Genomic DNA, 14,533 nt, shown 5'->3' on the forward strand with positions numbered 1-14,533 from the left:
GAATGTCAGCGGACGTAGTCGGCGCCGGTGATGTCCAAGGTGGAACCCGTCGAATGCCGCGAACGTCCGGAAGCGAGGAAAGCGATGGCTTCCGCCACGTCCTCCGGAGGGGTCACTTCACCGAGCGGCAGGCCGGCGAGCAGGGACTCGTCGATGCCTCCGGCCGCGGCAATATCAGTTGCCACCCACCCGGGGGCGACGGCGTACGCAAGGATTCCGTCGCGGCCGTAGCCGCGCGCGATGCCCTTGGTGAGAGCGAGCAGTCCGCCTTTCGCGGCGCCGTAGGCGAGGTGGCCGGCGTCGTCCCCGCGGTGCGCGGAACGGCTGGCGACGTTCACGACGACGCCCCCTCCGCGGGCGCGGAAGTGCAGGATCGCTTCGCGGCAAAGATCCGCAGGGGCCTGGAGGTTCAACTGCAGGTTCGCGTCCCAGCCTTCCGCCCAGGCGGCAGTATCCGTCACCTCTGAGGCGATCCACGCACCGGCGTTGTTCACGAGCACCTCCACCGAGCCACGCCAGGCGACGGCCTCGGCCCACAGCCGTGCGGGCGCAGCCGGATCCGCCAGATCGGCCTGCACCGTCAGCACCCGATCCCCCAGCTCTGCCGCAAGCGACTCCGCCGCGGCAGCGTCCCTGCCGTAGTGGGCCACTACGTAAGCACCTTCCCGGTGCAGCACGCGCGCCGTCGCACGCCCGATGCCGCGGGAGGCGCCGGTCACCAGGACGGTGCGCCCGTCCAGCATGCCGGCGCTCATCCGGCTGCCTGTGCCCCGGTGATTTCCACGACGGCGCCGCAGAGGTACGGGGCTTCATCCGAAGCCAGGAAGGCCACGAGCGCGGCGATTTCCGCTGTCTCCCCGATCCGCCCGTACGGAACCAGGGCATCCAGGTCCGCGACCGTGCGACCCGTGCGCTCCAGGTTCGATTCGAGCATGGGCGTGCGCACCTCACCGGGCGCAACGGCGTTGACCCGGACACCCTGCGGTGCATGGTCCCGGGCCAGGTTCTTGGTCAGGGCGACGACGGCGGCCTTGGTGACGTTGTACGCCAGATGACCAGGCACGGGGTACAAGCCCCATTGGGATGCGGTGTTCACAATGGCTCCCCCGCCGGCGTCGATCATGTGCGGTACGGCGGCGCGGCACAAATGGAAAATGGCATCCACGTTGACCGCGAAGCTGAGGTCCCAGTCATCCTCGCGGAGGGCCAGCAGGTCGCCGCGCCTGTTGACGCCGGCGTTGTTGACCAAGACGTCCAGCCGCCCGCGGCGCGCCACGACATCGTTGACTGCGGCGGCGCAGGCCGCAGGATCCAAAAGGTCGAAGGCGAGTGCCTCCGCCGAATGCCCTGCGGCGGCCAGCCGGTCCGTGACCTCAGTGGCAGCATCTTCGCGCACGTCGCAGACCACGACGTGTGCCCCTTCGGCGGCCAAGCGCTCGGCTATGGCGGAGCCGATGCCGCCGCCGGCTCCCGTCACGAAGGCCGTCCGGCCGGCGAACCGCTGCACACCGTCCGGGACTTCAGGCAGCCTGATCATGCAGCACCACCTTCATGGCCGGCATCCAGCGAGAACACCGTGCGGTGCCAGCCTTTGGCCTGTTCGCCGGTGAGGTCGAACATGACGTGCTTGACCACCGTGTACTCGTCCAGGGAGTAGGTGGACATGTCCTTCCCGAAACCGGACTGCTTCATGCCGCCGTGGGGCATTTCGCTGATGATCGGGATGTGGTCGTTGACCCACACGGCACCTGCGCGGATTTCGCGGGTGGCACGGTTGGCCCGGTACACGTCCCGGGTCCAGGCCGAGGCGGCCAGGCCATACGGGGTGTCGTTGGCGAGGGCGATTGCTTCGTCGTCGGTGTCGAAGGGGGTCACCGCCAGGACCGGGCCGAAGACTTCGTCGCGGAAGATCTCGCTGTCCGGCGTCGCATCCGCCACCAGGGTGGGCAGGTAGTAGGAGCCGTTGGCCAGCTCGCCACCGGGAATTCCGCCGCCGATCACCCGGGCGTAGCCGCGGGCGCGCTCCACCATCTCGGCCACCTTGTCCCGGTGCACCTGAGAAACCAGCGGACCCATGTCCGTGGCCGGGTCCAGGGTGGGGCCGAGCTTCACGTGCGCGTACAGCTCCGCAACGCCGGCAATGAAGTCCTCGTACAGGGAACGGTGGACGATCGCACGGGTGGCAGCGGTGCAGTCCTGGCCACCGTTGATCAGGCTTCCGGCCACGGCGCCGTGGATCGCGGCCTCGAGGTCGGCGTCGTCGAACACCACGAACGGCGCCTTGCCGCCGAGCTCCAGGTGGACCCGCTTGGCGGTAGTGGCAGCAGCTTCGAGGACGGTCCGTCCGACGCCGGTGGAACCGGTGAAGGAGAGCATGTCCACATCGGGGTGGCGGAGCAGTTCCGCGCCGACAGTGGAGCCACGGCCGGTGAGGACGTTGATGACCCCGGCAGGCACGCCCGCCTCGGTGGCGACCTCGGCGAAGAGCAGGGTGGTGAGCGGGGTGATCTCGGCAGGTTTGAGGACGATCGTGTTGCCGGCGGCGATGGCGGGCAGGATCTTCCACGCCGCCATCTGCAGCGGGTAGTTCCACGGTGAAATGGAGCCGATCACGCCGATCGCCTCGCGGCGGATGGAAGAGGTGTGGTCCGCCGAGTACTCGCCGGTGGCCTTGCCTTCCAGGTTGCGGGCCGCGCCGGCAAAGAACGCGATGTTGTCGATGGTTCCCGGAACATCGAACTCGCGGGTGAGCCGGATCGGTTTGCCGGCCTGCCGGCTTTCGAGCTGCGCGAATTCCTCGGCGCGTTCCTCCATGAGCGCCGCGAACTTCACCAGCACCGCCGAGCGCTCGGCAGGGGTTGCCCGCGACCACGCCGGGAAGGCGTCCCGGGCGGCCTGCACGGCAAGCTTCACGTCGTCGCTGCCCGCAAGGCTGATGGTTTCCACGACTGTCCCGTTGGAGGGATCGATAACGTCCACGGTCTGCCCGGACGTGCCGTCGACGAGCTTGCCGTTGATGAATTGGCTCACAACTCCTGCTTTCTTTCGTTTCTTGTGCGCGAGTTGGCAGTTGGCGGCAATGTTTCGCGGCAACACTGCCTCCAACTGCCAACTCGCGGGAGAGAGTCTCAGGCGCCGGGCGCCCAGATGTCGCCCACGGTGTATCCGGCGGGGAACGGATCGTCCGGGTCCAGCGCCCATTGGCTGCGTCCGGTGATCCAGCCGCGTCCGGTGATGGTGGGCAGGACGGCTTCCCGGCCGCCCGCCGTCGTCGTCCCGCTCAGCCGCCCGATGAATTCACTGCCGATGATGCTGTGGTGCGAAAAGTCCTCCGCGATGGCCAGCTGGCCGCGGGCGTGCAGTGCCGCCATCCTGGCGCTTGTCCCGGTGCCGCAGGGCGAACGGTCCAGGGCGCCGGTCCAGGTTTCCGGGTCCTCACGCAGGAGCTTTCCGTTGGAGAGCACCACCGTGTTGCGGTCCTGCTTGCCGGGGGCCCGGTCGCCGCTGTGCAGCATGACCAGGTTGACCCCGGAAATCAGGGGATTGTCAGGATGGGCAACCTGGATCTGTTCCAGGGCGGCCAGCTTGATGAGGGCGCCGGCCCTCGCCAGTTCCTTCCCTTTGTCCGGGTCCAGCTCAAGGCCGAGGTCCGCCACGCGCGCCTGGGCGAAGAACTGCCCGCCGAACACGATGTCCACCGGAACGGTGCCGAACTCAGGCACCTCCAGCGGGAAGTCGAGTTCGACGACGAACGCCGGCACGTTCGCGACTGTCACCGAGGTGACCTTGCCGTCGTCGCGCACATGCGCCACCGCCTGGACGGTACCGACGGCGGTGTCGATCGTGACCGTCGTTTCCGGTCCGCGGACCGGAACGATGCCGGTTTCCACCGCGGCGGTCACGGCGCAGATGGTGTTGGACCCTGACATCGGGGTGAATCCGCCCTGTTCGAGCACCACGATGCCGAAGTCCGAGCCCTCGTTGACCGGCGGCAGCAGGATGACCGAGCACAGGCCCGGGTAGCCGCGCGGTTCGTGGAGCATCAGGGTGCGCAGCCAGTCCAGGTTTTCGCGGCAGTACTGCAGGCGTTCGGCCATGGTGGCGCCTTGGACGAGCCCGGCGGCGGAGGTAAGGATCCGGCCGGGCTCGCCCTCGGCGTGTACCTCGATGGCGTCGAGGAGGAGTTTTTCGGTCATTGTCAGACGGTAACCGGAAGGACGCCCGCTGCGGAGAGGATCTGCGCGAAACGTTCACGTTCCTCGGCGGGAAGGGGCTGGACCGGCAGCCGGGCAGGGCCGACGGGTTGCCCGATCAGTTCCAGTCCGGCCTTGATGCCGGCCACGTAGCTGACGGACTCGAGGAAGTCGCTGATGGCCCACAGGTGCTTCCACAGTTCGCGAGCGCGGTCCAGGTCTTTCTTCTCGGCCAGGGCTTCCCAGAATTCGACGGCGAGCTCGGGCACCACGCCCGCGGTACCCCACACGGATGCCTCTGCACCGCTCGCGATGCCGAAGAAGGTCAGGGTGTCCCAGCCGTTGAAGGCCTTGATCTTGTCGCTCGGGTTCGCCAGCATCTGGGCCAGGCCCACGGCGTCGTCGGAGGTGTTCTTGATGTAGTTGATGCCGTCGATTTCGCCGAGTTCGAAGAGTTCGTCGGCGGACAGCTGGATGCCGGTGCAGCCGGGAACGTTGTAGTAGACGATCGGCAGGCTGATGGACCCGGCGACGTCGGACAGGAACGCTTTGAGGGACTCGAAGCTGAGCGGGTCGTAGAACGGCGGAACCAGCATGATGGCGTCCGCCCCGACCTTTTCCGCGTGCTGGGCCAGTTCGATGGCACCCTGTGTGGACAGTGCGCCGATGCCGGCGATCACCGGGATGCGGCCGGCTGCGGCGTCAACGTAAACCTCGATGACGCGGCGGTATTCTTCCGGGCTGAGCGTCATGAACTCGCCCGTGGTTCCCGTGGGCACCAGGCCGTGGATGCCGGCGGCGACGAGGCGTTCCACCTGGCTGCGCAATGTGGCTTCGTCGACGGCGGAGGCGTCGGCCGTGAACGGGGTGGTGACGGCGGCGAGGATGCCGCGGAGCTCTACCGTGGTGCGTGACATGTGTTGTCCTTTCGGAGGTTTGGCCCGCGCGGTTACCGCGCAGGAAGCGTGATGTGGGTCAGGGCGCGGGGACCGGTTCGAGGCGTTGTACGCCCCGGAAACGGTCGGCCCTGAACGGCTGGAGGGTGGGGGCCATGCGGCCGCGCACCATCAAGTCCGTCAGTGCGGCCGCGGTGCCCGGGGCAAGGGTGACGCCCATCATTCCGTGGCCTGTGGAGACAAAGGTGTTCTGGAGATGGCCGAGGTGACCGATGACCGGGAGCCCGTCCGGCGTCATGGGCCGCATGCCTGCCATCGGCGCCGGCTTGGTAGCGGGCGGCTCCCAGCCACGGAAGTACTTCGCGGGTGCCCGCAGGATCGCGTCGACCCGCACTTGATTGATGTTCTCGTCGAGGCCGCCGAACTCCATGGTGCCGGCGAGCCGCAGGCGTTCGTTGAAGGGGGTCACAGCGACCTTCGCGTCCCAGAGGTTGACCGCGCTGCGCAGTCCCAGCGGGGCGACTTCCACGCTGTACCCCTTGCCCGGGCGCACCGGCAGCGCCACCCCGAACTGCTTCGACAGGTTCCCGCTCCAGGCGCCTGCGGCGAGGACGAAGTTGTCCGCGGCGTACCGGTTTCCACCGCTGTGTACTGCGGTGACCCGGTCCCCGTTGCGCTCTACCGCATCGATTGGCGAGTTCTCCACGATCTTCACGCCCATGGCCTGGAGCTTGCGGTGCAGGGCCGTGGCCATTGCGCCCGGATCGACGTGCCGTTCCTGGGGGAAGTAGATTCCGCCGAGGACTCCGTCGGTCAGCAGCGGCTCCTGTTCGTGCACGGCGTCCCGGTCCAGGACCTTCGGCTGGCGTCCGTACTGTGAGGCCAGGTCCAGGTTGTCGATGTGGTGGTCGAAGTTGTCCTGTTCCATGAACGCCATGAGCAGCCCGTCGGTGTGCATCTCGAAGTCCATGCCGTCGGCCCGGTACTCATCGAAGATGCGGAGCGTGTCATCGGCGAGGCGCAGATGGCCTTCGAAGCCCGCCCGCTGGTCGCGGGCGTTGGACTTGCGCCACATGCCGAACATGAACTGCAGGAAGGCCGGGTCCAGGGACGGCCGGATGTACAGCGGGCTGTCCGGCCGGAGCATCCACTTCATGGATTTGAGGACGACGCCGGGTCCCGGCACGGGTGCCGACTCAGCCGGGCATATCCACCCGGCGTTGACCTTGGAAGCACCCAGCCCGGTGGCCCGGGCATCGATGACGGTGACGCCGACGCCCTCGCGGGCGAGATGGTAGGCCTGCGTCAGGCCGATGACGCCCCCGCCGATCACAACGGTGTGCACTGTGTTTCCTTTCTCAGGGTTTGCCTGCGGACGGTCCTGGAGGTCCTAGAACCGGACCGCGTCAACGAACTTCTGCAGTTCAGCGTTGCTGCAGTTCTCAAAGGCTTCGTCCGGGGTGGTGTTGACCGCGATCTCGCCGTTGAGGAAGAACACCAGCCGGTCCGCTGCCTTGGACGCGAAGGCCATGTCATGGGTGACAAGGGCCACGGCGATGTTGTCTTCTTCCTTCAGCCGGCGCAGGACGTCCAGCACTTCGGCCGCGACGGGCGGGTCGAGGGCCGAGGTGATCTCGTCGCAAAGCAGCAGCTTCGGCTTCATCATCAGTGCCCTGGCGATCGCCACCCGCTGGCGTTCACCGCCGGACAGCTGGGTGGAGCGGCTGAGGATGTGATGCTTCATGCCGACCTCGTCCAGTGCCGCTTCCGCCCGGTCCCGGGCCTCGGACGCAGCCATGCCCCGGGTCTTGCGCGGCGCGAGCGTAAGGTTGTCCAGCACGTTCATGTGCGGCCACAGCGTGTAGGTCTGGAAGATCATCCCGACGTCACCGCTGAGGGTGTCCCATTCCTTGGTCCGCGCGCCGTCGGCGAACACAGTCTGGCCTTCGATCCGGATCTCGCCGGCGTCAGGCTCGGTCAGGCCTGCCAGCGCGCGCAGGAGGGTGGACTTGCCGGAACCGGACTTGCCGATGATGACCGTGATGTCGCCCCGGTGCATGTCGAAGTCGACATTCTTCAGGATCGGCCGGTCGTGGAAGCTCTTCTGGAGCCCACGGGCCGAGACGAGCACCTGGCTGGTGCCGGTCAATGCCGGGGAAGGAAGCGGATCGGACACCGTGGTCCCTTTCTGCAGTTCGACTGTTTCCATGCTGCGCCTGCTCATGCCGTTGCCACCTTCGTTCCGGGCATCATACGGGCGAGGAGGCCCGGGCCGGGCTTGAAGCCGGGGCCTGCCATGTTCTGCATGCGCCGTTCGATGGCGCTGGTGATCAGCGACACCGGGAAAGCGATGGCGAAGTAGATCAGGGCGGCGAGGGTAAAGATTTCCAAGGCACGGTAGTTCTGGGCCGAGATGGTGTTCGAGATGAACATCAGGTCCGAGACCGCGATGGTGGACACCAGTGCGGTGTCCTTGAACAGTGAGATGTTCAAGGACAGAATCACCGGCAGCTGCTGCCGCATGGCCTGCGGAACGATGATGTAGCGCAGCTGCTGGAAGCGGTTGAGCTGCAGCATCCGCCCCGCTTCGACCTGCTCGACAGGAACGGACTGGAAACCGCTGCGGTAGGTCTCGGCCATGAAGGCCGTCAGGTTGGCGGTCAGGGCGATCAGCGCCGAGACGTAACCAGGCAGGGTCACACCTGTCAGTGCCGGGAGGGCGTAGAAGATCCAGAACAGCTGGACGAGCAACGGGGTGCAGCGGAACAGCTCGATGTAGCCCTGGGCGGTCCAGCGGATGACTTCGATCTTGGACATGCGGCCCACCGCTACGGGGATGGCCAGGACCATGCTGAGCACGATGGTGATCACCGTGATCTGAAGGGTGAGGCCCAGGCCTTCGAGCATGCTGGGCAGGGCTCTTGCGACCACATCCCAGTCAAAGGTGTATCCATTCATTGACGTACTCCTCGTGGAGGCTACTTCTTGCGAAGGTCACCCAGGTTGTCGGCTTCGACGTAGTTGACCTTGGCGTACGCCTGGGCCAACTGGCCACTCTTCTGGGCCCGCTCGATGGCGATGTTCACGATCTGGAGCGAGCGCGGGTCGATGGTGGCGGGAACGCCGTACGCCGCGGATGCCGAATAGATCTCAGGGTCCGGGACCACGATCTTCAACGCCTTGTTGGCCAAGGCCTGGGATTCCGCGGTGGGAAGGTCGGTGAATTCGGCAATGGCACGGTTGGCCTGGACCGAGGAAATGGCGTTCGAGTAGCTGTCCACGGACATCAGCTTGCTGGTGTGGCCCTGCAGTGCCTTTTCCGGCGCGGAACCTTGGGCCGTAGCGATCTGGCCGCCATGCTTGATGATCTCTTCCGCGGTGGTGAACGGGGAATCGGCCTTCACCACGAACACGCCCTGGTACTGGTAGACGGGGTCCGTGAATCCGATGGCAAGGGAACGTTCCACCGTGTAGTCGAGGTTCGCGGCGAAGTCGTAGCGCCCGGCCTGCAGGCCCGCCACGATGTTCTTCCACTCTGCGGCCACCGGAACGAGCTTGACCCCGAGCTGCTTGGCGAGGTCCTGCAGCGGAATCAGGTTGGGGCCGCCGAGGCTGCCGTCCGGCTGCTGGGTGGTCATGGGCGGCGCGATGGCCACACCAACCCGCAGCTCACCGCGCTTCTTGATTTCATCAATGAATGTTCCCTGGGCAGCGGACGCCGCAGAGGCGGAGCTCCCCCGGAAACCTGAGCCGATGTAGCCGCCGGCGATGGAAACCAGGATGACGGCCAGGATCGCCAAGACGATCTTGCTTGTTTTGGTCATGATGCGCTCTCTTCTGGGGTAAAGGAGGTCAAAGGCCTGGGCAGAAGCCGGACGACGCTGTCGGAAGCTCCGCTCCGTCAGACTGTTTTACTGTCTGACAATCTGGCAATAACAAAACTCTAGACTGTGATGCCCGACACGTCCAGTCCCCCGGGCAAGGAATTTCGCGCAACGAAAAAGGAGCCCCGCCAGTTTTTCCTGGCGAAGGCTCCTCCACAGGCCTACCCGGCCTACCCCAGCGCGAAAATGCGCCCCGTCTGGATTCCGGCCGCAGACTTTACATAGACCCGGCCGAGCGCATCCGACGGAACCTGCTCGAAGCCCGGGAAGAAAGGATGGTAGCCGGGGGCGTCCTCAAGGACACCCGGGCTCACAGCGTTGATCCGAAGACCCCGCGGCAGTTCGGCCGCAGCTGCCATGACAAACGCCTCGAGCGCCCCGTTCGCCAAGGACGCCGCAGCGCCGGTGGGGATTGGTTCGCGCGCCAGGACGCCCGTGGTAAAGGTGAAGGACCCGCCGTCGGACACGTGGTCCAAGCCGAGCCGCAACAGGTTTACCTGCCCCAGGACCTTATCTTCGAAGCCGGCGCGATAGTCGCCGGCTTTGAGTTCGGACAGCGGCTTGAAGGGGACGGAGCCGGTACAGGAAACCACCGCGTCCACCTTGCCCGAGCGGCGATACATTTCCGCGATCGAGGCCTCGTCCCGGAGGTCCACGGGCAGCTCTCCGCTGCGCGAGGCCTCAATGACTTCGTGTCCTTGCGCGGCGAAGGCAGCCGCGGCAGCTTTGCCGACGTGCCCGCCGGCTCCAATCACGAGGACCCTCATGCGTTTTCTCCGTTCTTGTCCAGGAGTTCGATCAGCTCCCTGGCGCTGTCAATGGTGTGGGCGGACATCGCCGTCCGGATGACGCCCAGGTCCTTGGTCCGCAGGGCCTCCACCAGCCGCTCGTGAACGTTGTGGGCACGGACCGGATCGTCACGGGTTGCCTGGTCCTGGGCCAGGAGGATGGTCAGATGGGCCTCCGTCACAGGCCAGAGCCGGAGCAGCATGGCGTTATCGGCGGCTGCCCAAATGGCACGATGGAAGGCCACGTGGGCCTCGTGCTTGACCACGGGATCCGGATGGAATTCCAGGTCCTCGTAGCGCAGCCAGGCTTCTTCCACCTTTGCCAGCCGGGCACCTGAGGCGTCCTCGCAAATACACTCGGCAGCGAGTATGTCCAAGGCGAGCCGGGTCCGGGCCAGGTCCATGATGGCTTCCGCGGAGAGGCTCGCAACCCGGAGACCGCGGTATGGTTCCTGCACGAGGAGCCCCTCCTGGGAAAGTTGGCTGAGGGCTTCCCGGACCGTGGGACGGCTGACGTTGAGCCATTCGGCGAGCTGGGCCTCGGTCAACTTGTCCCCGGGTTTGATGTTCCCGAGGACCACGGCACGTCTGATCTCGTTGAGGACTCCGTCCCGCCGGGAGACAGAGGCCACCGGAGAGAAGGCCCGTCCACTGGGCTGGGCGGAAGATACAGATGTCATGGAAACCTCGTAGCGCGCTCGGATGCTGATTGTCTGACAAACAATACCTTCCCGCGGCGATCCCGGGAAGCGCCGCAGGAATGCGGAAGGGTCCTACCAGGCGAGGGCCGAACTGGGCGGCACCACTAACCAATCCATCAACTGCCCAGAGGTCATGCAGCACCGCGCCTGCCCCACCATGAATAGGCAAGACCACAGAACCAACAAGCACTAGCGAAAGCGAGGCACCCGCCAACGAAAAAGGCCCCCGAAGGGGCCTTGGCCTCCGAACGGGGAAAACACGTGCCCGAGGTGGGACTCGAACCGGATTCCCGGCCTCCTGACTTCCGCCTCCCGGAAATCATCGGCAATCCGGACCAGCCCGGTCGACCCACGACTCAGCCCGATGGGCAACGCGCGGACAGTTTGCCTGTTATCTCACTTCTTGCCGCCGGACGGCAGCAGACAAGATATCGTCGACAACGGGCTTGCAGTCATCTTCGACTCAAACAATTCTCAACCATCTCGCCAAGCGATTCAGTACCCTGTTCACCTGGTCAATGACGCCATCGTTCGTCATTATCAAACGTGTCGGCAGCGCCTCGATGATCGCTTCAGCATCCTCCAGCCTATTCGGCAAGTAGATCGTCCGCCCAAGCCCGAAGTACCGCTCGGGCACTAGGATTAGAGCAGCCGAGAGGTGGTCCTCAGTGTTGTCGGGGAGTTCCTGAAGCTCGAAGCCCTTGAATACGGTTAGATCGATGGTTTTGCCGTCTTCCTGGAGAGCACTCCCCCGCAGCCGGTAGCTGTGGTGTTCGTCCTGGCGCTGCCGGGTGACGAAATAGGCAGTGAAGCCGAGCAGGAGGACGGCGGCGAAGCCGTACTGCTGAAGGAGAATCAGTAGCGTGGCGAACCATAGCAGGACGAGCACCTGCACCGCGGTGGCCCGCCAGCGGCGCCGAGGTGCCGGTAGCGTGACATCCCATCTCAATGCCTTTGGGGCGCCGCGCCTCTTGCTCGGCGTTGGCATCTCTCCTGTGTTAATGACTGTTGGCTTCTTGGTCATCACCGTCCTTTCGTTTAGCGGGTCATGTTGTCGTGCTAGTCGTCTGTAGTGCCGCCCGGCGTTTGGCGACCTTGCTGGTCTGTTGTGGAGCCGCCGGCTTCCTGCTCGTGCCAGCGGCTCCAAGCGACATCGTCGCCCCGTTCGCGGTTGGCCTTCTCCACCGCTTCCCGTGCTACTCGCTGTGACGGCGACTCAGAGCGGGGCGGCTGCGGCGCGGCCGCAGACCTGGCTGGCTGGCCCGATGGCGTCTCGCCACTTGGCCACCATGGCTGGAATCCTTCGCCGCCGGCAGCGTCCCAGATCGGCTGATCCGGGACCTGCACCCCGGCAGTCTTGCGCTGCAGCGCAGCGCGTTGACTTGGTTTGATGTCCTTTTGGATCTGTGGGTCATCCAAAATGCGTTGCGCACGGCTTGCGTCTAGCAAACCGGCGTCGATCGAATCAGGTGTCTGGGACGCAATCTCGGCATCAGTCAGACCAGCAAGATGGCCGGCGCCGCTCAGGGCTGCTGCGTTGCCGGTTGAGGCCCAATCCATCATGCGGTTGTCGCGCTTCTTGACATCGCCGTGCTTGGTGAGAATGTAGTTGCGAAGGGCTTGAGCGGCACCGGAGTTGGGATTCGCGGCCAGCGCCACGCGTGCGGCCTCGATGCCGCCGGCACCTTGGTTGAGTAGTGTCGCATACGCGGCGCGGGCCTGGACGCTGTCGCCTATACGGAGCGCCTGCACAAAGGCGCCGGAGACATGCGCGGTTGCCTCCGGGCTGGCAACGGCGCTGCGTTCCAGTGCTTTGGTAGCCATGTCGATGTCTTCTTGCTCGGCCTTATCACTGAGGTTCACGCCAGCGGCCTCCATACGCATACCGAACTTTCCGGAGGCGGAGTTGACCATGGAGTTTGCACTCGACGCCCAGTTGCGTGGGTTCCATCGACCGCCACGGCCCTGGTAGACACCAGCCCGGATCAGGGCCCTGCGCTTGGCTGCTTCGCCCTCGCGGAACTTCTTGTACTGGCCAAGCTTCGAGTTGTCGTACCGCTTCTCGGTAGCTTTGCCGGCAGCAGACTGCGCCGCACCCCCAAGTTTGTTGATGTTGTTGCCTATCGCACCGACGGCGTTGAGAGAACCGCGCAGCAGCGTGATGGTGGCGAGCAGCGGCGCGACCAAGGCGATGTAGGCGAAGATGCGCATGATCGTGTCATCGCCTGATGCTTGCCGCAGGATGGTGTGAGCCAGCAAGCCGGATCCGTAAACCAGGCCGATCACCGGAAACAGCAGTAGTAGGGCGGTTAGCGTTTTACGCCATTTCTCGAACCACGACTGGGTGTTGGGCAGCAGGAAGGCGACGAACGCAAGCGGCGAGATCACGATCAGCAGCACGATGATGACCTGGCGCAGCGCCAGCAGAATGAAGATCACTGCGAGGATGACGACGGCGCCGGTGATCGCCACCATCAGGGCGCCTATGTTGATCCAGACCAAAGTGCCGGCCGCAATGACCGTCAGGACGATGCCCGCAAGATTGGAGTCGTTCTGGCTAGTGATTGCCGTACCGCTCGCCCCGTTGATCCGAGCAGCCACACCCTCCATGAACTCCTTCAGGGACACTCCGATGATGTTCGAGAGATCCACCGCGACTTGGCAGATGAAGAACGAGATGTTGACCAGGATGGCCGCGGCGACGATACGCGGCAGCATCTTCTTGATGCCGTAGTTGGAGATCCCTACTCCGGTGAGCTGGGAGAAGATGATCAGAATGAAGCCAATGACCAAGCCGACGTTGGCGAAGTCGCGCATAACCCGCCAGGCATCGTAGGTGCCGGTGCCGATCTTCTTGCCGCTGCCATCCGTTGCTGCCGGGCTCGTATTGACCAGGCTCGAGCGAAACTCAAGGAAGTTGCTCGCCAGAAAGCCGTAAGCGCTGTCGGCCAGGCTGGCGCCGATTGTCAACGCCGGGCAGAGGATCCAGCCCAATTGCGGAATGGTGCAGTTCGAGCTGTCTGACGGCGAACAAGCGGCGCTCGTGTCGTCCTCGCAACCAGGTATAGACTCTTGATCCGCCGGCTCGCCTCCGTTCTTTTGGATAAACCCTCGATAGGCATTGGCATACGCAGAACCCTGTTTAGTGGCGTCCGCTAACTGCCCGCAGCTTCGTTCGTTGTTCGGGTTTGTCCATAGCCACCGGCTAACGTCGGAGCCTTTGTCGCCGATATAGAACTCGCTTGAGGCTGTCACCATTGGGGATTTTCCAGGCTCTGTAGCAGGCGTGGTTGTGAATTTCGCGATCTCGTACACGTTGGCCCCCGTTGGCCGCGTCGTAAGCGGTTGGGCACCATAGGCGCAGCCCTTGAGCAGCGTCTGCTTGTACAGCACAAACTGCATAGCGTCGCTCAGCTGCGGCTCCTGGCCGCCGTAAACCTTGTCCCGGATGTAGTTGCGGAAGGAAACCGCCCGGGCTCCCATGTCCTTCTGCCACGCCAGGTTGCCATTACCCTGACGGCAGTCGGTGTCATTCTGACGCTTCACCATGCCGCTGTCGCAGGCCAGTTCAAACCCGCTGATCCCCCAGAACTGCAAGGCCTTCTGGGTTAGCTCGTTGCCGCCCTCCCAACAGTCAATCCGCCCATCGTCGCCGATACCGCCCAAGGTGTCGCGCATAAGGAACCCAGCCGGCGCATCACCGGTATCACCGGGATAGATTGCCACCACCGGAGGATCCGGGAACCACTTCCCGGCTGCCAAGTCTGTTTGGCTGATCGTGATCGCCGTCGACTTGGTGGAGATACATTGGCTAACGGCTTGACGGTACCAGTTCGACTGCACCTGCCATTCGAGAGACTTTCCGCTAGCGGAGGTCACCGCCAGCGCGGTGTCAGCTCCGCCAAGCGGCCCCAACACGATACCTGCCAGGACAGCAACGATCAGGATGCCGAAGCGTAAAGGGCGAAGGTAGGCCCCGTCACTAAACAAAGAAAGGCAAGGCCGCGTCGGCCTTGCCTTTACCAGTACTGGTAAGCGATATCGATGGTGCGTTCGAAAAAGCTTGCGCAT

The 14,533-nt window shown here is 64.7% G+C and carries 13 protein-coding genes; all 13 read right to left on the bottom strand.

What is annotated here, in order from left to right; genetic code table 11:
* Window positions 1-5 precede the first annotated feature (5 nt).
* Window positions 6-755, bottom strand: a complete 750-nt coding sequence (locus BIU82_RS00115) for an SDR family oxidoreductase (protein WP_070347443.1) — start codon at window positions 753-755, stop codon at window positions 6-8.
* Window positions 752-1,537 carry an SDR family NAD(P)-dependent oxidoreductase gene (locus BIU82_RS00120; RefSeq protein WP_216098982.1) on the bottom strand — a complete coding sequence of 262 codons (786 nt, stop codon included), beginning with the start codon at window positions 1,535-1,537 and terminating at the stop codon, window positions 752-754. The genes BIU82_RS00115 and BIU82_RS00120 overlap by 4 nt, the downstream gene beginning before the upstream one ends.
* Entirely contained in the window at window positions 1,534-3,030 is a 1,497-nt protein-coding gene (locus BIU82_RS00125) for a gamma-aminobutyraldehyde dehydrogenase (RefSeq protein WP_216098983.1), read from the bottom strand. The genes BIU82_RS00120 and BIU82_RS00125 overlap by 4 nt, the downstream gene beginning before the upstream one ends.
* Before the next feature lie 98 nt (window positions 3,031-3,128).
* Window positions 3,129-4,196: a proline racemase family protein gene (locus BIU82_RS00130; protein WP_070347444.1), complete on the bottom strand. Its 1,068-nt coding sequence runs from the start codon at window positions 4,194-4,196 to the stop codon at window positions 3,129-3,131.
* A gap of 2 nt (window positions 4,197-4,198) precedes the next feature.
* A complete protein-coding gene (locus BIU82_RS00135) occupies window positions 4,199-5,110 on the bottom strand; it encodes a dihydrodipicolinate synthase family protein (RefSeq protein ID WP_070347445.1) in 912 nt (303 codons plus the stop codon).
* A 58-nt stretch (window positions 5,111-5,168) separates the two neighbouring features.
* The gene (locus BIU82_RS00140) at window positions 5,169-6,434 is read right to left on the bottom strand and encodes an FAD-dependent oxidoreductase (protein ID WP_070347446.1); all 1,266 of its coding nucleotides are present in this window, start codon (window positions 6,432-6,434) and stop codon (window positions 5,169-5,171) included.
* 45 nt (window positions 6,435-6,479) lie between these two features.
* Window positions 6,480-7,313 carry an amino acid ABC transporter ATP-binding protein gene (locus BIU82_RS00145; protein ID WP_083292120.1) on the bottom strand — a complete coding sequence of 278 codons (834 nt, stop codon included), beginning with the start codon at window positions 7,311-7,313 and terminating at the stop codon, window positions 6,480-6,482.
* Complete coding sequence (locus BIU82_RS00150; protein WP_070347447.1) at window positions 7,310-8,047, bottom strand: amino acid ABC transporter permease; 738 nt, start codon at window positions 8,045-8,047, stop codon at window positions 7,310-7,312. The genes BIU82_RS00145 and BIU82_RS00150 overlap by 4 nt, the downstream gene beginning before the upstream one ends.
* A gap of 20 nt (window positions 8,048-8,067) precedes the next feature.
* The gene (locus BIU82_RS00155) at window positions 8,068-8,913 is read right to left on the bottom strand and encodes a transporter substrate-binding domain-containing protein (protein ID WP_070347448.1); all 846 of its coding nucleotides are present in this window, start codon (window positions 8,911-8,913) and stop codon (window positions 8,068-8,070) included.
* A 230-nt stretch (window positions 8,914-9,143) separates the two neighbouring features.
* The gene (locus BIU82_RS00160; protein WP_070347449.1) at window positions 9,144-9,740 is read right to left on the bottom strand and encodes a short chain dehydrogenase; all 597 of its coding nucleotides are present in this window, start codon (window positions 9,738-9,740) and stop codon (window positions 9,144-9,146) included.
* Window positions 9,737-10,441 (bottom strand): GntR family transcriptional regulator, encoded by a 705-nt coding sequence (locus tag BIU82_RS00165; RefSeq protein ID WP_070347450.1) that lies wholly within the window; start codon window positions 10,439-10,441, stop codon window positions 9,737-9,739. The genes BIU82_RS00160 and BIU82_RS00165 overlap by 4 nt, the downstream gene beginning before the upstream one ends.
* A 484-nt stretch (window positions 10,442-10,925) precedes the next feature.
* Entirely contained in the window at window positions 10,926-11,486 is a 561-nt protein-coding gene (locus BIU82_RS00170) for a hypothetical protein (RefSeq protein ID WP_139146444.1), read from the bottom strand.
* Between the two features lie 35 nt (window positions 11,487-11,521).
* Complete coding sequence (locus tag BIU82_RS00175) at window positions 11,522-14,533, bottom strand: type IV secretion system protein (protein WP_139146445.1); 3,012 nt, start codon at window positions 14,531-14,533, stop codon at window positions 11,522-11,524.

The sequence above is a fragment of the Arthrobacter sp. SW1 genome (assembly GCF_001766675.1).
Taxonomy (GTDB): Bacteria; Actinomycetota; Actinomycetes; order Actinomycetales; family Micrococcaceae; genus Arthrobacter.

What these genes read in the sequence shown, in the direction of transcription:
- BIU82_RS00115 (WP_070347443.1), bottom strand. Translation starts at nt 755, where the DNA reads ATGAGCGCCGGCATGCTGGACGGGCGCACCGTCCTGGTGACCGGCGCC.
- BIU82_RS00120 (WP_216098982.1), bottom strand. Translation starts at nt 1,537, where the DNA reads ATGATCAGGCTGCCTGAAGTCCCGGACGGTGTGCAGCGGTTCGCCGGC.
- BIU82_RS00130 (WP_070347444.1), bottom strand. Translation starts at nt 4,196, where the DNA reads ATGACCGAAAAACTCCTCCTCGACGCCATCGAGGTACACGCCGAGGGC.
- BIU82_RS00135 (WP_070347445.1), bottom strand. Translation starts at nt 5,110, where the DNA reads ATGTCACGCACCACGGTAGAGCTCCGCGGCATCCTCGCCGCCGTCACC.
- BIU82_RS00145 (WP_083292120.1), bottom strand. Translation starts at nt 7,313, where the DNA reads ATGAGCAGGCGCAGCATGGAAACAGTCGAACTGCAGAAAGGGACCACG.
- BIU82_RS00150 (WP_070347447.1), bottom strand. Translation starts at nt 8,047, where the DNA reads ATGAATGGATACACCTTTGACTGGGATGTGGTCGCAAGAGCCCTGCCC.
- BIU82_RS00155 (WP_070347448.1), bottom strand. Translation starts at nt 8,913, where the DNA reads ATGACCAAAACAAGCAAGATCGTCTTGGCGATCCTGGCCGTCATCCTG.
- BIU82_RS00160 (WP_070347449.1), bottom strand. Translation starts at nt 9,740, where the DNA reads ATGAGGGTCCTCGTGATTGGAGCCGGCGGGCACGTCGGCAAAGCTGCC.
- BIU82_RS00165 (WP_070347450.1), bottom strand. Translation starts at nt 10,441, where the DNA reads ATGACATCTGTATCTTCCGCCCAGCCCAGTGGACGGGCCTTCTCTCCG.
- BIU82_RS00170 (WP_139146444.1), bottom strand. Translation starts at nt 11,486, where the DNA reads ATGACCAAGAAGCCAACAGTCATTAACACAGGAGAGATGCCAACGCCG.
- BIU82_RS00175 (WP_139146445.1), bottom strand. Translation starts at nt 14,533, where the DNA reads ATGCGCAAGCTTTTTCGAACGCACCATCGATATCGCTTACCAGTACTG.